The sequence below is a fragment of the Pseudomonas sp. DNDY-54 genome (assembly GCF_019880365.1).
Lineage (GTDB): Bacteria > Pseudomonadota > Gammaproteobacteria > Pseudomonadales > Pseudomonadaceae > Stutzerimonas > Stutzerimonas stutzeri_P.
Map to the genome: position 1 here is coordinate 3,850,524 of NZ_CP082271.1, position 17,285 is coordinate 3,867,808.

Below are 17,285 nucleotides of genomic sequence, written 5' to 3' on the forward strand. Positions count from 1 at the left end.
CATGTGCGCCCGACAATCGGTCGGGCGCGGCACAGTCACGCGCCGGAGCCTTCGTGAAGACCCTGACCGAGCTGAAATTCGACAATCGCTTCGCCCGCCTCGGCGACGTGTTCTCCACCGAAGTGATGCCTCAACCGCTGGAAGCGCCACGATTGGTGGTTGCTAGCGAGGCCGCCATGTCACTTCTCGATCTCGACCCCGCGGTCGCCGAGGAGCCGCTTTTCGCTGAGCTGTTTTCGGGCCATAAACTATGGAGCACGGCCGAGCCACGGGCCATGGTCTATTCCGGCCATCAGTTCGGCAGCTACAACCCGCGCCTCGGCGACGGACGCGGCCTTCTCCTCGGCGAAGTGATCAATGACGCCGGCGAGCAGTGGGACCTTCACCTCAAGGGTGCGGGCAAGACGCCCTATTCGAGAATGGGAGACGGTCGGGCCGTGCTGCGCTCGTCGATTCGCGAATTCCTGGCGAGCGAACACCTGCACGCGTTGGGCATTCCCAGCTCGCGCGCCCTTTGCGTGACCGGCTCGAGTACGCCGGTCTACCGCGAACGCCCTGAGCATGGCGCGATGCTGCTGCGCCTGGCCAAGAGTCATGTGCGCTTCGGCCACTTCGAATACTTCTATTACACCAAGCAGCACGATGAGCTGAAACAACTGCTCGATCACGTCGTCGAGTGCCATTTTGCCGAGTGCTTCGAGCATCCCGAGCCCTATCACTCATTCTTCCGCGAAGTGTTGGAGCGCACCGCCGAACTGGTCGCCCACTGGCAGGCGTATGGCTTCTGCCATGGCGTGATGAACACTGACAACATGTCGATCCTGGGCATCACGTTCGACTTCGGTCCTTACGCTTTCCTGGACGATTTCGATGCCCGCTTCATCTGCAACCATTCCGACGATGCCGGACGTTACTCGTATGAAAATCAAGTGCCTATCGCGCACTGGAACCTCGCCGCGCTGGCGCAGGCACTGACACCCTTCGTCGCGGTAGAGCAGCTACGCGAGGCGATGAATCTGTTCTTGCCGATCTACGAGGCCGCCTGGCTCGACCTGATGCGTCGACGCTTGGGATTTCGGACCGCCGAGGACGATGACAAAGCGCTGGTGCAAGGCCTGCTGCAGTTGATGCAGGACAGCGCGATTGACTATACGAACTTCTTTCGTGAGCTCGGTAGCAATGCGCCCGAGCAGGCTCTGGCCCGTCTGCGCAACGACTTTATCGACATCAAGGCCTTCGACGCCTGGGCTGCGACTTACCGCCAGCGCACCGAACGCGAAGGTGACACCCAAGCCGAGCGGCAGGCGCGCATGCATGCCGTCAATCCCAAGTTCATTCTGCGCAATTACCTCGCCCAGCAGGTCATCGAGGCCGCAGAGGCTGGAGACTACGGTCCAGTGCGCGAATTCCATACCGTGCTCAGCCGCCCTTTCGATGAGCAGCCCGGCATGGAGCGCTACGCTGAACGGCCACCGGAATGGGGCAAGCACCTGGAGATCAGCTGTTCGTCTTGAGCCATGGCGCTGCGCAAGATGCTGCGCAGCATCAAGCGCGGGACAGCGGCCGTCTCCGCCGCATCGCGCGCCACCACTGCGCTCGCGTGAACATGCGCCAAACCTTGCGCAATGGCTGGCAGGATGTTGCCCAACGGTCTGTGCGCCGACACGCAGAGTGTCTCTAGCTTCGCATCGCGAATATAGATAACTCCTTGATAAACATCGGTTTTATGTAAAATGGCACGCGCCTTGTAATGACTTGCCAGCCATTCCGGCATTTAGCACAAGCAAGGAGAGCATCATGCCAACACCCGCGTATCTATCCCTCGAAGGCACCAAGCAAGGCCTGATCACCGCAGGCACTTTCACCGAGGACTCGGTCGGCAATATTTTCCAGGAAGGACACGAAGACCAGATTCTGGTGCAGGCTTTCCAACACCAAGTCATCATCCCGCGCGATCCGCAGTCGGGTCAGCCCACCGGCCAGCGCGTGCACAAGCCGCTGATGATCACCAAGGTCTTCGACAAGTCGTCGCCGCTGATCTTCAACTCCCTGACCTCCGGTGAGCGTCTGAACAAGTGCCGCCTGGAGTGGTACCGCACGTCCTCCACCGGCACCCAGGAACATTACTTCACCATCGAACTGGAAGATGCGGTCATCGTCGACGTGCAGTCGCGCATGCCCAACTGCCAGGACCCGAACATGTCCCACTTCACTCACCTGGAAGACGTGTACTTTACCTACCGCAAAATCGTCTGGACCCACGAAGTTTCCGGCACTTCGGGCTCCGATGACTGGCGCACCCCGATCGCCAGCTAAGGCGGTCTCCCTGTGAAGGGCTTCAGTCGGGCGCACCTCGGCTGAAGCGTTTTTGCGAAGCAGTTGCAGATTTTTGAACCGCAGCGATGCGATGCGCGACCCAGCGCAAAGCCGCGCCGCGGGAGCGTGGTACATCAAGGCCCCCGCATGCGCCCTGGCGCAATCCCATGGACGGATCCAGGAGGAACAAGGATGTTCGCCCCCGCCAACCAGACCCATTTTTCCCTGCACATCGAAGGCGTCAAACATGACCTTCAGGTGCTTGAATTCCATGGCCACGAGGCCATCAGCAAGCCCTACCGCTTCGAACTGGAGCTGGTGAGCGAACGCCCAGATCTGGACCTTGAAAGCCTGCTGCACCAATCCGCTTTTCTGGCATTCACTGCAAGCGGGGGCGGCATTCACGGCCAGGTTTATCGCGCCGCCCAAGGTGAATCCGGCAAGCGGCTGACCCGCTATCGGCTGGTCCTAGTCCCCAAGCTCGCCTATCTGGCGCACCGGACCAATCAGCGCATTTTCCAGAATCTCTCAGTCCCACAAATCATCGCCCGGGTACTCGAAGAGCACGGCATCCTTGCCGGCGACGGCCACCGTTTCGACCTGGGTCCAGTGATCTATCCCGAGCGCGATTACTGCGTTCAGTACGACGAAACCGACCTGCACTTCATCCAGCGCCTCTGCGAGGAAGAAGGCATTCACTACCACTTCCAGCACAGCCCAACCGGGCACATGCTGGTGTTCGGCGACGACCAGACGGTGTTCCCCACCCTTGCTCCGGTCGCCTATCAGCAGGACAGCGGGCTGGTTGCCGATGAGCCGGTTATCAAGCGCTTCGGCGTGCGCGTCGAGACGCGCACCAGCCGCGTCACCCGCCGCGATTATGACTTTGAAAAACCTCGGCTAACGATGGAAGCGGCTGCCCAAAGCCCAGAAAAGCCAGACCTTGAGGACTATGACTATCCTGGCCGTTTCGTCGACCGCGAGCGTGGCAAGCACTTATCCCGTCGCGCCCTGGAACGCCACCGCCACGACTTCGAACAGGCCGAAGGCGACAGCGACCAGCCGCTGCTGGTCAGCGGCCACTTCCTTCCACTGACCGCGCACCCACGTGGCGGCTGGAATCAGCTATGGCTGCTCAGCGAAGTTTCCCATGAAGGCAAGCAACCGCAGGTGCTGGAGGAGTCGGTTAGCGACGCGTCCGATTTACAGGATGTTCGTCACGACGAGGACGCCTTTACCCAAGGCTACCGCAACCGCTTTACCGCAACCCCATGGGCGACGCCTTTTCGTCCACCGAGCAGTCATCTCAAATCCCGCATTCTTGGCAGCCAAAGCGCCGTGGTCACCGGCCCTGCCGGCGAAGAGATCCACTGTGATGAGTACGGCCGGGTAAAGGTCCAGTTTTTCTGGGATCGCGAAGGCAAGGCAGACGAGCACACCAGCTGCTGGCTGCGCGTATCCAGCAGCTGGGCCGGCGACCGTTACGGTGGCATCGCCATTCCCCGCGTCGGCATGGAAGTGCTGGTCACCTTCCTGGAAGGAGACCCCGACCAGCCACTGATCACCGGCTGCCTGTACCACAAGGAAAACGCGGTCCCCTACGGCCTGCCCGCGAACAAGACCCGCAGCGTGTTCAAAACCCTGAGCAGTCCGGGCGGTGGTGGTTACAACGAACTGCGCATCGAAGACCGCAAGGGCGCCGAGCAGATCTACGTCCACGCCCAGCGCGACTGGGACGAAAATATTGAACACGACCAGACGATCCGCGTCGGCCACGAACGCCACGACACCGTCGAGGCCAACAGCTACAGCGAGTTCCGCGCCGAAGAACACCGCACCACCCACGGCGACCGCCGCAGCGAAGTCAAAGCAGACGACCACCTGACCGTTGGCAACAACCAGCAGGTGAAAATCGGCACTGGCCAGTTTGTCGAAGCCGGAAACGAAATCCACCTCTCCAGCGGCCTGGGAGTCGTCCTCGAAGCGGGCAGCGAACTGACCTTCAAGGCAGCTGGTAGCTTCGTCAAGCTGGATGCAAGCGGGATCACCATGGTCGGTCCTTTGATTAGGATGAACTCCGGTGGAAGTCCGGGGAAAGGATCGGGCGCGGCGCCGATATTGCCGGGGCAGGTCAAGCCGGCGGATGCGGATGTGCCGGGCGTGCCGCTCGAAGCCTTGGCTAAACAAAGCTTGGTTTTTCGTCATGCAAGCAAAGGGGTGTGCGAAGTCTGCGAGGCGGCCAAAAGCGCGGAGGTGGCGACATGAGCAACAGTGGCGCGATTCTGATCGATGGGGCAGCCATCGAAAATGTTCTGGCTTGGCTGTATCAGAACTACCCCGACCACCAGCCGCGCCCACTCTTGCTCGACACACCTTACGAAGCGCTGATGGGCATCGGCCCGATTCTGCTGGATGCGCCCCCATGCAGTGCGCTCCAGCGCGATTGGGCTGCTGGCCTGGCCGGCCTGCAACATGGCCTATGGCTGGAAACGACCCAGCCTGTCGACCAACTGTTCGCCAGCCTGCAGCGGCGCTTGCGCATCCATTCCCCGGATGGCCGTGAGTTCTGGTTGCGTATCGCCGATGCGCGTCCGCTTCGCCTTGCCTGGAAAAACGGCGCAGCCTGGCCGACGGGCTTCTGGCATGGCGTTTCATGCCTTTGGCTGCGCGATCAGCAGGGCCCGATGAAAGCATGGATCAATGACACGCCAGAACTTGACAGCGCCCCCCATGAGAACGGCCTGAATGCTCAGGTGATTCTGGATTGGCCGCTGCTAGAAGCACTGACTCAAGACATGGATAGCTCCAAGGAGGCGGTCGTATGAACCAGGCTGTAGCTGCACCGGCCAGCTTCACCCCCGCCAGTTGTCCGCTACTCGCTGCGGTACTGCCGCTGCGCTATGCAATAGGGCCGATAGCCCCGCAGAGCCAGCCATCCAGTATCGATGCACAAGGCCTCGGCCTGCCGGCCATCACCGGTCACTTCCCGGAGCTTGGGCCGGATCATCCAGTGCTTGGCGAATGCGCTATCGGCTATGTACCACGCGTACTGCGTGATGGCTGGTTATATGTATGGCAAAGCGATCTCAAACAAATGAGCGAGTACCAAGTCGAAGGCAGCAATCTGCAGCAAACACCTCGTGGCGGGCCTGTGCTGGATAAGCGTGGTGCTGTTTATTTGATGCTGCCCGCCGGAACCCCCGTGATGATGGTGTGGTCACCGGTCCGTTGGAGTGACAGCCAGTTCGCTGCTGCTAAAGCTAAAGCGGATGTGCGCCAACGCATCATGCGTGAAATTATTCCCGGTGCAGCGCCCCTGAGTGGTCAGGTGACGGCTGTGCATCGACAGATCGGCGATCTTGCCCCGTCGAATTACAGCTGGAGCTGTGCCCCCAGCCCACAATTCTGGAGGCTCGACGACCCACGGTTGCACCGGATGCAGCGCTGCGAGCAGCAGCACTATGGCATTGTCGACGATCCCTGGGGTGTGCTGCTGGACCTTGCAGGGCTCTTGAGGGCGCGCAACAAGGCGTATGACAAGCTCTGTCATTACCGTCGTGATGAATGGGCTATCGCGACCACCCTGGAATCACTCAGCGAAGGTGACGAGCAACTGCGCAAGGAACTGCCGACCAGTACCGATTACCCAAGATTGCAACGAGTGCTGAAGGAGCAGAAAGCCGAGGCCGATGCCATTGACGCCGACCGCCGCCGACTCGCCTCGCTCTGGGCTGAGTGGTTCACCACTCTGGGGCAGAACAGCCCCAGTAGCCTGGAGTCGGCCTGTGGGCATTTCGATATTACCCAGCCCGATGCACGCGATGCCGTGGAGGCCAGCTTTGCGGCCGCCTGTTTGGGGCCATCTGCCACAGGTATCGGTGTAAAAGTTATCGAACAAGCGCTGAATCCTGAGTCCAGCCCTACTGGCAAGCCCTGGTTGGTGTGGGCGGTACTTGGCGTGGCCCAGCGCATCGGCGGCGGCGAACTCAAGCAACTGTTGCACGTACCGGAAAACGTTGAACCGATAACGTCGGAGGTCAAGAACCTCGCACGTGCCATTACGTTGGTCGCAGCCCTTAACCACGGGGCTGACAATCTACAGCGTTTGTCGTTAGCGAAAGCCGGCGAAGCCCTCAGCGCTGCCATGTCGCCTGTGCTCGGCGGCCACTTGCGCACCTTGACAGAGCACGTCAACCAAGCAGCGATGACTTTGATGATCGCCATGCTGACGCGCAGCCAGCAACGGCTGGAGGTGATGGATTTGAGCCAGCACCAAAGCATGCTATGGCTCACCGAGCAGATGAATCAGGCCCATAACAAGGGCCAGCGGCGGCGCTGGCAAAAAGAGCTGCAGCGGCTCGAAGCGAAAGAGACCCGCGTTGCCCGCCAAAGGGCAGGCAGGCCGGGCATGGCACCGATACCCGCGCCAGTTGCCAAGCAAGTACAGGCAGGTATTCCCCACTTGCGTGTGGTGCCAAAGCCACAACCTGCGCCACCACATCCGGGCCCAGGCTATGGCAGCGAAGTACCGCACTCACCTGCGAAAGCACCACCGTCTTCGACGCCAAACTTGCCGCCACTGCCACGCCAGGCCGCACAGCTTGAAATGCCGAAGAATATTGGTGAGCTTATGGATGAAGCGCCGTTAAAGACGCTGATTGCGTTGGTGGCGACGTGGAATTTGTATAAGAGCACAAGCGCTCTCGAAGAGAATCGGACCGGTAAGAGCGCTGTTTCATTTGCAAGTGCTGCACTGGCGAGTGCAACAGCAGTCACGGCCGTTATCCAGAAAATGGCTGAAGTTGACTGGAAAACGCATACCAACTCCGCTGGCAAGTTCAATCCGACAGCTCAAAAGCTGTTAGCAAACGCACTCGGCAGAAGTGCTACCACCATGGTTCTGCAAGCGGTAACGGCAGGGATCGATGCCGCATATTTCGGCTGGGAAGCATTGGACTCCTACAAGGCCGGCGATCTCGACAGCGCGACGATTCAGGTGGGTTTGAGTGGTGCCAACTTGGCGTATATGCGCGTCTCCCTGCAGATGTTCCGCGCCCTGCGTATTGCCCGTGCAGCGGTGATCGCGGGTGATGCCTTCGCCATCGGTCGCGGCACTGCCGCCATTCCGGCACCGCTGCTGGCGCAAACCCTGGGCCTGGTTATCACCATCCTCGGTGGTTTGATTGCTCTGTGGTACACCAAGGACACTCCGCTGGAAAGCTGGGTGAAGCAAACCCGCTTTGGCATTCGCCCCGCTGACTGGTCCGGCAGTTATGAAAAAAGCATGATCGAGTTTTATCAAATGGTGATGCCAGTAAAGATGGAGCTTAAACGCTGGACGGACAGGGACCCACGCACCTTTGAACCTGTCCGGGAAATCCGCCTGTTCTTGATACTTCCAGGGCAAAAAGCCTACAGCCAGGGCATGCTGAGCTTTAGCGGCAGCGAGGAATGGGAGCGTGAAAGCGGCTTGCTCAGTTTCGGCCCTACCAACGGCATGTGCATTCCACTGGTTTGGGGTGAAGACGATCAAATACCCTTCGATCTTGATGTGGGTTCGCGTATCACCGCCGAACCTGGTGGTGGAGTACGTCTGCGCAAGGCCTACCATGAAAGCGATACCCTGAGCCTGAAACGCATCAGCGGCACGCTGATCTACCAGCCCATCGAAGGCTTGTTTTTGCCGCCAATCAATATCGACCTGAGCTGACCCCTATGAGTTTGCAAACCCTACGTACGCTGCTTGCCGATAAGCTGGGCGGCAACAGCAAAAGCACAACTCTCAGCGCGGATCGACCCACCGGTCAGCAGCCCATGACCTTGGGCGATATAGAGGAACACACTGAAAATTACCTGGCCCTGGAAAATGGCGAAGGTAAATACCGCGGAATGTTGACGGGGGCTTTGGCGGGAGTCGTAGGCGTAGGTTTTTTATTATTTACGGGTTTTTTCTACTTTGACGGCGACATGGAGTGGGCGATTAAGTCTGGCCTAATTTCTCTAATGTCATTTTTGCTCCCCTTTCTATGGGAGGTGCTTCGCCCCCTACCTCTGCCGATCCTGTTTAACCGCCGCACCCGCGAACTCTACTTCGAACAAAGCGGCGAGCTATACCACAGCCCTTGGGATGGCATCGCGGCTGCGGCCTATGAGTTCCATATGGTCGGCCCATACACAGGGGGCATGCGCAATGCCGCGCTTGAAGTATTGGTGCATCGTTTTAATCACCCCGAAGAACAGATGTTGCTAAGCCTTGGTCTGCCTATGGGCAAAAGCCTCGACCTGCAGGAAAGCTTCTGGGAGTACCTGCGTTCTTATATGAACAACGGCCCCTGGTTCGATGAGCAGGGTAATAACAGTGCGTCGGATGCCTTTGCCAAAAGTCAGCTGGAGATACGCTACCGTGCTGGCCAAGGTCTTCCCTTTGCATGGCAGCGCCTTCAGGAAAAACGCCAGGCCGTAGGCGGCAAGAACTATCTCGACTACTCCAGCGCCATGATGGTGTTTGGTGCTGCACTTATGCACCCCATGGGTGTTATTCAGGAATTCACCTACAACATCGCCAAACGCCGTGCCCGCAATCGCTGGCCGGACGTAGTGATGGAGCGCCTGCGTGAGGATGGGCCAACCACGCGCCTGATTGATCTGGAGCAGGAGCGAAATGTCTGAAGTCCTGATGTGGGCTCACGCATCAGCGGCACGCTGATCTACCAGCCAATCGAAGGCCTGTTCTTGCCGCCTATCGATATAGACCTGAGCTGACCTCAATGAGCCTGAACACCCTGCGTACTTTGCTTGCCGATAAGCTGGGCGGCAACAGCCCCAGCACTATTCTCAGCGCGGATCGACCCACCGGTCAGCAGCCCATGACCTTGGGCGATATAGAGGAACACACTGAAAATTACCTGGCCCTGGAAAATGGCGAAGGTAAATACCGGGGGATGTTGACGGGGGCTTTGGCTGGGGTCTGTGGGGTTTTATTTGTATTCCTCGCCATTGTGTTTTGGTTAGATGGGCGCTCACAGTCTGCTATAGAGAACTTGTTGTTAGGCTTAGCGCTATTTTTAATACCTTTCCTATGGGAAGTGCTGCGCCCCCTACCGCTACCCATCCTGTTTAACCGCCGAACCCGCGAACTCTATTTTGAGCAAGACGGCGAGCTATACCACAGCCCTTGGGATGGCATTGCCGCAGCAGCCTATGAATTCCATATGGCCGGCCCATACACAGGGGGCATGCGCAATGCCGCGCTTGAAGTACTGGTGCATCGCTTTAGTCGCCCCGAAGAACAGATGTTGCTGAGCCTTGGTCTTCCTATTGGCAAAAGCCTGGATCTGCAAGAAAGTTTCTGGGAGTACCTGCGTTCTTATATGAACAACGGCCCCTGGTTCGATGAGCAGGGTAATAACAGTGCGTCGGATGCCTTTGCCAAAAGTCAGCTGGAGGTGCGCTACCGCGCCGGCCAGGGCCTTCCGTTTGAATGGCAGCGCCTTCAGGAAAAACGCCAGGCCGCGGGCGGCAAGAATTACCTCGACTACTCTACCGCCATGATGGTGTTTATCGCTGCAATTATGCACCCCATGGGTGTTATTCAGGAGTTCACCTACAACATCGCCAAACGCCGTGCCCGCAATCGCTGGCCGGACGTGGTGATGGAGCGCCTGCGTGAGGATGGGCCGACCACGCGGCTGATTGATCTGGAGCAGGAGTGAAATGTCTGAAGTCCTGATGTGGGCTCACGCATCAGCGGCACGCTGATCTACCAGCCTATCGAAGGCCTTTTTTTGCCGCCTATCGAGATCGACCTGAGCTGACCTCTATGAGTTTGCAAACACTACGTACTCTGCTTGGCAAGCCCCTGCCAGACACCCCGGAGCTGGAAGCCTTCCGCCACCTAGACCCCACCACCGTCAAACACGACCGACAAATCGATCGCGCACCTCGCTACTGGCGCGATATGGATGATGAAACCTTCAAGGCCAAGGTGCGCGAAATGACCGAACGCATCCCCCAGATCGACACCTTCAGCCGCCCCAATCTGATGGCGCGGCATGTGAGTTATGGAGGTTGAACGACAGCCGAAAATAAATCTGCCCCTTTCCGCTCGCTATCTCTTACACCGGATATCACATGAATTGTTCACTCAACTGGGCCTCCTTCAGGCATCCCGCCACATGCGCGATGATTTTAGTCAGCCTCGCTCAACTGGGCTGCGACGCACAGACATTCAATGAGAGTCCCGTCGTCGAAAACGCAGAAGTACAGGTTCCGCAACCAACCGAAGTGCACCTCCCGGTATCCTTCGCTTCCGGCGATACTAGCCGATACCGCGTTCTGGCCACGGCTAAACGTGGCGTGAGATTCTTTCCGCGATTATCAAGTATAGAGCCGAAAGAAAGCACTACCGAGTTTGGATTGGTATTCAAAGTTACGTCAGTGGAAGCCGATGGTGTGATCTTGACAGCCCATGTGGACTACGTGGCCACTCGGGCAAATGTCGGGACAATGCTTTTTTCGATCGACACGCGTCTAAATCTTACTCAGAAGAACGATATGTCCGCTGGGGACTATGAGATCAAGCACCCTGGCCTTAGGGATCCGGACCATCCGCTAAACGCCCGCTGGCGGGTATTCAAGGCAATCACTGAAGAGCCATTCCAGATTTACCTTGACCGTGATGGTGGCTTCATGGAGCTGCAAGGTTATGCTCCTACTACAGGGGACGCTGATAGCCTAAACCTGCTGGCACCCGGTAGGCTAGCTATGATGCTATGCCTGATGCTGCCGCCTCATCAGCCGGAGTACGTCACTGTCGGCGACCGATGGACCGGGCAATGCAATGGACAGTCAACATCCTTCGAAATCGCCCGTGTCAGCAGTAATCGCGCCATTTACGCCGATGCATTGAGCTATCAGCGAGACGGCACGCTTTACACAAGTGAAGTCCGCGGGAATATGTACGACATGCTGGCTAGCGGCGAGATCCACCTAGGCCAATCCCACCGCAAGGAACAGTACGCCCCAGGCCTCGGCAATTTAGTAACGACGAGTACCGTGGACATCACAGCACAGGTAGCACGACGGACGCGCTGACATATATCTCCCAACTAAGTCCATTGCTTCGTGATCACCTCGATTATTTGCCGCACCGAACTTCGTCAGCCTAGTTTCTGCTGGATTGCGCCGCTAGCGGACACCTCTAGGCCAACATCGGAGTCACGTTGCTGGGGGATTGAACAACAGCCGAAAATAAATCTGTTCCCTTTCCGCTAAATATCTATCGCAACTAAACAGTAACTAGCCTCTTCGCTAATAAGGAATGGTCATTGCAGCAACGGGTCCGACTTTACGCCAATAACTGCCACTTAACCGATGACAAGTTTGATCGATATGAACCGCTGGTGCGGCAGCCCAATACTCACCAGGGAAAAATTTTTCTAGCATGTCTTGCAACCTCACTCGGGCTGTTCTTGTTTGGTGTGATAACCGAGCGTGACTGGCTCGCGGGCACCATGGCACTGGCGACGCCAATTATCCCATTTGTTGTCCTTTACTTGCGTGGACGCGGAGTTCCCGCGGACAAGATCGAGGCGTATGCAGTACAGCGGGGGCTACTGCTGATATTCGAATGCGGCCAGTTTTCGGAGCTCTCTGCCGAGATTCTGATTCCGTTTACCGAGATTACCTCGATCGTCCTGGAATCAAAAGTGGTGTATGAGGGACGCTTGGGGCCCCACCGATGGCGACAATACCGGATCAGTACCTCCCGCTCCGGAGAAACGCCGCACTTATTGATCAATACCTTTAGGCCAATGCATCTGGTCCTGCAAGATCTACAGAGGCTGTCCGCGCTATCTGGAGCGCACCAAATCGACATGCAGCTTATAGGTCAACCGGAAGAACTCGCGGCGCTGAGAACTCATTAGATTGGCCGCCAGCTCAGAAACGGTGCGATAACGCGTGCGCCTCGATGGGCACTGTCCGTTTAATAAGTTTTTAGCACGCGCAGGGTTTGTCCCTCGACGCCCGCGACCTCACCAGCTTCCGAATCGCCAAATGGGTCAAGCCTGCCGATTTCGCAATGCGCCAAGACTCACCCGACTGGAAAGAGCAATCGCTGAGTGCAATGCGAGGCTGGCGCTGCTGGCACCCGCCTAAATGGCCTATCCTTACTCAGGCACCTCCACACACACATGAATCGCATCATGCCGCCAGTACTCCACATCGCAGTCGATGATCCGATCATGCTGGTCGCGATTTAGGCGGGTGATGCGCAGGGCTGGGCTGCCGGGGGCGGTGCGTAGGGTGAGGGCGGCTTCGGGGTGAAGCGCGGTGGGGACCATGTCGAAACGGACGCGGCCGTAGTGGATGCCGTATTCGCTGGCGTATAGCTCGGTCAATGAGCGGGTCAGGTCGTAATCGAGCATGCCAGGGAAATAGGCAGGGTTCAGATAGTGCTCGACGTAGAGCACTAGGCGGCCGTCGATGCGGCGGGCGCGGCGGATTTGGATGACGCTCGATAACGCCGCAAGCTCCAACCGCGCGCAAATATCCGCACTGGCGGGCTGCAGTCTTGCCGACAGCACTTCGGTTTCCGGGCAGCGACCCTGGTCGCCCACCATCTCGTGAAAGTGGCTGCGCACCAGCGGGTTGTAGAGTACGCGAGGCGGCGACACGAACCAGCCGCGGCGATCCTCGCGGTAGATCATGCCGAGGGACTCCAGCTGCCCCAGCGCTTCGCGCAGCGTGATGCGTGTGGTGGCGAACACGTCGCTCAGCTTGCGTTCGGACGGCAATTGGCCGCCCGGTTGGAGCAAGCCATGGGCAATCTGCTCCTGAAGGGCACGGCAGATCGCAGTTGCCGTCCGCGGCACTTCATCGCGCATTATCTTTTCTCATCTGGACTAGGCCAAGGCTCAAAACGGAGCATAAGGAGCCGCCCTTTGCCGTGTTGGTGCCGGATCACGCTAGAGAACAACGATGACTGCTGCATGACAATGCGGTCATTGCATCACCTAGCCGGTCGCCGCGTAGCGATGTCCATAGGCAGGAGAAAGCGGCAAAAGCCCTGCCACGCAAGGCTTTGCAGTGAGCTAGGCTTGCTAAGGCACTCCTGTCGCAGTGTCGCCTATCCGGGCGATGGCGGAGGCAACGACATCAAATTGTCACCTGCGCCCCCTAGTTTGGCTTGCATCGTGCTGATCTAGACCAATCGACCTGCGAAAGGAGCTTCGAATGAAACGACTGCTGCTGACTTCACTGCTGGGATCAACGATCGCCCTGGCGACCTTGGCGAACGCTGCACAAACGGACCTGAAAAGCCTCGAAGAGGCGGCTCGCGCGGAAGGCGAGGTCAACAGTGTCGGCATGCCGGACAGCTGGGCGAACTGGAAGGACACCTGGCAGGACTTGGAGAAGAAGTACGGTCTCAAACACATGGATACCGACATGAGCTCGGCGCAGGAAATCGCCAAGTTCGCCGCCGAAAAAGACAACGCCACGGCTGACATTGGTGATGTCGGCGCCGCGTTCGGGCCGATCGCGGTGCAGCAGGGGGTCACCCAGCCGTACAAGCCGAGCACCTGGGAGCAGATCCCCGAGTGGGCCAAGGACAAGGATGGGCACTGGATGCTGGCGTATACCGGCTCCATCGCTTTCATCGTCAACACGCAGTTGGTCAAGGAAGCGCCGTCTTCATGGGCTGAGCTGAAGGAAGGCAAGTACAAGGTCGCTATCGGCGACGTCAGCGCTGCGGCTCAGGCCGTCAACGGCGTACTGGCCGCAGCCATCGCCAACGGCGGCAACGAGAAGAACATCCAGCCAGGCCTGGACTATTTTGCCGAAATCGCCAAGCAGGGCCGCCTGTCGCTGTCGAACCCGACGATCCAGACGCTGGAGCGCGGCGAAGTGGAAGTGGGTGTGGTTTGGGACTTCAACGGCCTCTCCTATCGCGACCAAATCGACCCGAGCCGCTTCGAGGTGCTGATCCCCTCGGATGGTTCGGTAATTTCCGGCTACACGACCATCATCAACAAGTGGGCCAAGCACCCCAACGCCGCCAAGCTCGCCCGCGAGTACATCCTTTCCGATGCCGGGCAGATCAACCTGGCCAAGGGTAACGCCCGGCCGATCCGCGCCGAGCACCTGACCCTGCCCGCCGAGGTTCAGGCCAAGCTGCTACCCAACGAGCAGTACGCGAAGGTCAAACCCATCGAAGATGCCGACGCCTGGGAAGCGACTTCGAAGGCTCTGCCGCAACAGTGGCAAGAAAACGTCATCATCGAGATGGAGTGACCGTCCGCCAACCGGCTCAGGATTGTAGGGTGGGCTTTAGCCCACCAAAAACGCGGGCTGTGGGCTGAGCCCACCCTACGAACTGGAGACACACCTGTAGGAGCAACGACACGGCGTCTCCTACCAAGGCAAGCAGGTTAGCAAGCATGGGCAAAGCCATCCTCGTTGTGCTCGACGGCCTCAACTACCAGGTCGCCGAGCACGCGCTCGGGCATCTGCAGGCTTATTGCGTGGCCGGGCGGGGAGCGCTGTACCGTTTGCGATGTGAGTTACCTGCGCTGTCCCGGCCGCTGTACGAATGCATCCTGACCGGGGTGAAACCGATCGACAGTGGCGTTGTGCATAACGACGTCGTGCGGCTATCCACCGAGCGCAGCATTTTTCACTACGCCCGCGACGCGGGTTTGAGCACAGCGGCCGCGGCCTATCACTGGGTCAGCGAGCTGTACAACCGCGCGCCCTTCCAGGCGGCACGCGACCGTCACAGTGACACGCCCGAACTGCCCATCCAGCACGGCCACTTCTACTACGAGGACCACTATCCGGACTCGCACCTGTTCGCCGATGCCGAAAGCCTGCGTTTGCGACACAACCCGGACTTTCTGCTGGTTCACCCGATGAACATCGACGACGCCGGTCACAAGCACGGCCTGGATTCGTCCCAGTACCGCAACGCCGCACGCCGCGCCGATATCCTGCTTGCTGATCATCTGCAGCGCTGGCTCGATGACGGCTATCAGGTAGTGGTGACGGCCGATCACGGCATGAACAATGACCGCTCGCACAACGGCCTGCTGCCCGAGGAGCGCGAGGTGCCACTGTTCGTGTTGGGCTCGGCATTCAGCCTTGACCCCACCGCGCGCCCGAAACAGACCGAACTGTGCGGCACGCTATGCGAACTGCTCGGCGTGCCACATGACAAGCCGCTGTGCCTGGAGCTCTTGAAATGACCGCGCAGCTTGAAGACAACCTCAAGACCGCGGCCGTCCGAGACAGCGCTAGCGTTACCGCTGCAAGCCCCCGAGCGCCGCGCGGCAAATGGCTGGCACTGCTCTGCCTGCTGCCGTTCGCCGTGTTCTTTTTCGCCTTTCAGATTGCCCCGTTGCTGTGGGTCACGCTCAACAGCCTGAGCACCCCTGATGGCTGGGGCCTAGCCAATTTTCAGAAAGTCTTCGGCTCGAAGTTCTATCTACAGGCCATCAAGCACAGCTTGCAGATCGCTTTCTGGTCGAGCCTGTTCGGCATCGTCATCGCAATCCTCGGCAGCTACTCGCTGCGCCAGGTCGATTCGAAGCTGCGCGATTTCGTCATGGCCTTTTCCAACATGACCAGCAATTTCGCCGGCGTTCCGCTGGCCTTTGCTTTCGTCATCCTGCTCGGCTTCAACGGCGCCCTGACGATTCTGCTCAAGCAGGCCGGCATCATCGAGGACTTCAACCTCTACTCCAAGACCGGTTTGATCGTGCTGTACACCTACTTCCAGATCCCGCTGGGCGTGCTGCTGCTCTACCCCGCCTTTGACGCATTGCGCGAGGACTGGCGTGAATCAGCCTCCCTGCTCGGCGCCGGGACTTGGAGCTACTGGCGTTATATCGGCCTGCCGGTACTGACGCCGGCACTGCTGGGCACCTTCGTCATCCTGCTGGCCAACGCGCTGGGGGCCTATGCCACGGTTTACTACCTCACCACGGGCAACTTCAACGTATTGCCGATCCGCATCGCGGCGATGATTTCGGGCGACATTTCCCTCGATCCGAACATGGCGAGCGCACTGGCGATGGTCTTAGTCGGGCTCATGGGCGTGATCACCGTAGCGCACCAGCTGCTGCTCAGGAGGAGCTACCATGCGAGCCGCTGAAGCCAAACGCGGCGCGCTGTACCACCGCACGGTGGTCTGGCTGCTGTTTCTCATCCTGCTGCTACCACTGGCTGCGACCTTTCTCTACTCGATCTCCAGCAGCTGGTCGGCAACCATTCTGCCGGATGGACTGACGATCGACTGGTATCTGCAGCTTTGGACTGAAGAGCGCTTTCTGCGGGCGTTCGCCCAGTCGCTGCTGGTCTGCCTGGGTGCGCTGGCCCTCGCGGTAGTGCTGATTCTCCCGCTGCTGTTCGTGGTGCATTATCACTTTCCCAAACTCGACGGGCTGATGAACATCCTGATTCTGCTGCCGTTTGCGGTGCCGCCGGTGGTGTCGTCAGTTGGCCTGCTGCAGCTGTATGGCTCGGGTCCGCTGGCGATGGTCGGCACGCCCTGGATCCTGATTGGCGCCTACTTCACCATCGCGCTGCCCTTCATGTACCGAGCGATCAGCAACAACCTGCAGGCAATCAACCTGCGCGACCTGATGGATGCGGCCCACCTGCTCGGCGCCAGCACTTGGAAGGCGGCATTTCTGGTGGTGCTGCCGAACCTGCGCAAGGGGCTGATGGTGTCGCTGTTCCTGTCGTTTTCATTTCTGTTCGGCGAATTCGTATTCGCCAATCTGCTGGTCGGCACACGCTACGAAACCTTGCAGGTCTATCTGAACAACATGAAAAACAGCAGCGGCCATTTCAACAGTGCGCTGGTGATTTCCTACTTTTTCTTCGTACTGGTATTCACCTGGGCGGCGACCCGGTTGAATCGTGAGCGCACGGCGTGACCGCGTGTGCAGTTTCGTAGGGTGGGCTTT

The 17,285-nt window shown here is 58.8% G+C and carries 15 protein-coding genes; 14 read left to right on the forward strand and 1 reads right to left on the reverse strand.

Annotation, left to right across the window (positions count from 1 at the left end; genetic code table 11):
* Positions 1-53: 53 nt before the first annotated feature.
* From selO to K4O48_RS17915, 10 genes are all read left to right on the forward strand, one after another.
* Entirely contained in the window at positions 54-1,514 is a 1,461-nt protein-coding gene (selO, locus tag K4O48_RS17870; RefSeq protein WP_222909691.1) for a protein adenylyltransferase SelO, read from the forward strand.
* A 283-nt stretch (positions 1,515-1,797) separates the two neighbouring features.
* Positions 1,798-2,316, forward strand: coding sequence for an Hcp family type VI secretion system effector (locus K4O48_RS17875; RefSeq protein ID WP_222909692.1), 519 nt, complete (start codon positions 1,798-1,800; stop codon positions 2,314-2,316).
* 192 nt (positions 2,317-2,508) lie between these two features.
* Positions 2,509-4,581, forward strand: a complete 2,073-nt coding sequence (locus K4O48_RS17880; RefSeq protein WP_222909693.1) for a type VI secretion system tip protein VgrG — start codon at positions 2,509-2,511, stop codon at positions 4,579-4,581.
* Positions 4,578-5,141, forward strand: a complete 564-nt coding sequence (locus tag K4O48_RS17885) for a DUF4123 domain-containing protein (protein ID WP_222909694.1) — start codon at positions 4,578-4,580, stop codon at positions 5,139-5,141. The genes K4O48_RS17880 and K4O48_RS17885 overlap by 4 nt, the downstream gene beginning before the upstream one ends.
* Entirely contained in the window at positions 5,138-8,026 is a 2,889-nt protein-coding gene (locus tag K4O48_RS17890; protein ID WP_222909695.1) for a toxin VasX, read from the forward strand. The genes K4O48_RS17885 and K4O48_RS17890 overlap by 4 nt, the downstream gene beginning before the upstream one ends.
* 5 nt (positions 8,027-8,031) lie before the next feature.
* Complete coding sequence (locus tag K4O48_RS20545; RefSeq protein ID WP_260523658.1) at positions 8,032-8,985, forward strand: hypothetical protein; 954 nt, start codon at positions 8,032-8,034, stop codon at positions 8,983-8,985.
* A 98-nt stretch (positions 8,986-9,083) separates the two neighbouring features.
* The gene (locus tag K4O48_RS20550; protein WP_260523659.1) at positions 9,084-10,028 is read left to right on the forward strand and encodes a hypothetical protein; all 945 of its coding nucleotides are present in this window, start codon (positions 9,084-9,086) and stop codon (positions 10,026-10,028) included.
* A gap of 107 nt (positions 10,029-10,135) precedes the next feature.
* Entirely contained in the window at positions 10,136-10,387 is a 252-nt protein-coding gene (locus K4O48_RS17905; RefSeq protein ID WP_222909696.1) for a hypothetical protein, read from the forward strand.
* A gap of 59 nt (positions 10,388-10,446) precedes the next feature.
* Positions 10,447-11,409, forward strand: coding sequence for a hypothetical protein (locus tag K4O48_RS17910; RefSeq protein ID WP_222909697.1), 963 nt, complete (start codon positions 10,447-10,449; stop codon positions 11,407-11,409).
* A 233-nt stretch (positions 11,410-11,642) separates the two neighbouring features.
* Positions 11,643-12,242, forward strand: coding sequence for a hypothetical protein (locus tag K4O48_RS17915; protein ID WP_222909698.1), 600 nt, complete (start codon positions 11,643-11,645; stop codon positions 12,240-12,242).
* Between the two features lie 243 nt (positions 12,243-12,485).
* Here the strand turns inward: K4O48_RS17915 and K4O48_RS17920 are convergent, their stop codons facing one another.
* Positions 12,486-13,202, reverse strand: coding sequence for a UTRA domain-containing protein (locus K4O48_RS17920; RefSeq protein ID WP_222909699.1), 717 nt, complete (start codon positions 13,200-13,202; stop codon positions 12,486-12,488).
* Between the two features lie 349 nt (positions 13,203-13,551).
* Between K4O48_RS17920 and K4O48_RS17925 the strand changes: the two genes are divergently transcribed.
* From K4O48_RS17925 to K4O48_RS17940, 4 genes are all read left to right on the forward strand, one after another.
* Positions 13,552-14,610 (forward strand): ABC transporter substrate-binding protein, encoded by a 1,059-nt coding sequence (locus K4O48_RS17925; protein WP_222909700.1) that lies wholly within the window; start codon positions 13,552-13,554, stop codon positions 14,608-14,610.
* 146 nt (positions 14,611-14,756) lie between these two features.
* Positions 14,757-15,560, forward strand: a complete 804-nt coding sequence (locus tag K4O48_RS17930) for an alkaline phosphatase family protein (protein ID WP_222909701.1) — start codon at positions 14,757-14,759, stop codon at positions 15,558-15,560.
* Positions 15,557-16,468 carry an ABC transporter permease subunit gene (locus tag K4O48_RS17935; RefSeq protein ID WP_260523660.1) on the forward strand — a complete coding sequence of 304 codons (912 nt, stop codon included), beginning with the start codon at positions 15,557-15,559 and terminating at the stop codon, positions 16,466-16,468. The genes K4O48_RS17930 and K4O48_RS17935 overlap by 4 nt, the downstream gene beginning before the upstream one ends.
* Complete coding sequence (locus K4O48_RS17940; RefSeq protein WP_222909702.1) at positions 16,455-17,255, forward strand: ABC transporter permease; 801 nt, start codon at positions 16,455-16,457, stop codon at positions 17,253-17,255. The genes K4O48_RS17935 and K4O48_RS17940 overlap by 14 nt, the downstream gene beginning before the upstream one ends.
* The last annotated feature ends 30 nt before the right edge of the window (positions 17,256-17,285 follow it).

Excerpts from the sequence above, each read along its gene's own strand:
- K4O48_RS17890 (WP_222909695.1), top strand. The coding sequence starts at position 5,138 with ATGAACCAGGCTGTAGCTGCACCGGCCAGCTTCACCCCCGCCAGTTGT.
- K4O48_RS17925 (WP_222909700.1), top strand. The coding sequence starts at position 13,552 with ATGAAACGACTGCTGCTGACTTCACTGCTGGGATCAACGATCGCCCTG.
- K4O48_RS20550 (WP_260523659.1), top strand. The coding sequence starts at position 9,084 with ATGAGCCTGAACACCCTGCGTACTTTGCTTGCCGATAAGCTGGGCGGC.
- K4O48_RS17940 (WP_222909702.1), top strand. The coding sequence starts at position 16,455 with ATGCGAGCCGCTGAAGCCAAACGCGGCGCGCTGTACCACCGCACGGTG.
- K4O48_RS17905 (WP_222909696.1), top strand. The coding sequence starts at position 10,136 with ATGAGTTTGCAAACACTACGTACTCTGCTTGGCAAGCCCCTGCCAGAC.
- K4O48_RS17930 (WP_222909701.1), top strand. The coding sequence starts at position 14,757 with ATGGGCAAAGCCATCCTCGTTGTGCTCGACGGCCTCAACTACCAGGTC.
- K4O48_RS20545 (WP_260523658.1), top strand. The coding sequence starts at position 8,032 with ATGAGTTTGCAAACCCTACGTACGCTGCTTGCCGATAAGCTGGGCGGC.
- K4O48_RS17880 (WP_222909693.1), top strand. The coding sequence starts at position 2,509 with ATGTTCGCCCCCGCCAACCAGACCCATTTTTCCCTGCACATCGAAGGC.
- K4O48_RS17885 (WP_222909694.1), top strand. The coding sequence starts at position 4,578 with ATGAGCAACAGTGGCGCGATTCTGATCGATGGGGCAGCCATCGAAAAT.
- K4O48_RS17910 (WP_222909697.1), top strand. The coding sequence starts at position 10,447 with ATGAATTGTTCACTCAACTGGGCCTCCTTCAGGCATCCCGCCACATGC.
- K4O48_RS17920 (WP_222909699.1), bottom strand. The coding sequence starts at position 13,202 with ATGCGCGATGAAGTGCCGCGGACGGCAACTGCGATCTGCCGTGCCCTT.
- K4O48_RS17935 (WP_260523660.1), top strand. The coding sequence starts at position 15,557 with ATGACCGCGCAGCTTGAAGACAACCTCAAGACCGCGGCCGTCCGAGAC.
- K4O48_RS17875 (WP_222909692.1), top strand. The coding sequence starts at position 1,798 with ATGCCAACACCCGCGTATCTATCCCTCGAAGGCACCAAGCAAGGCCTG.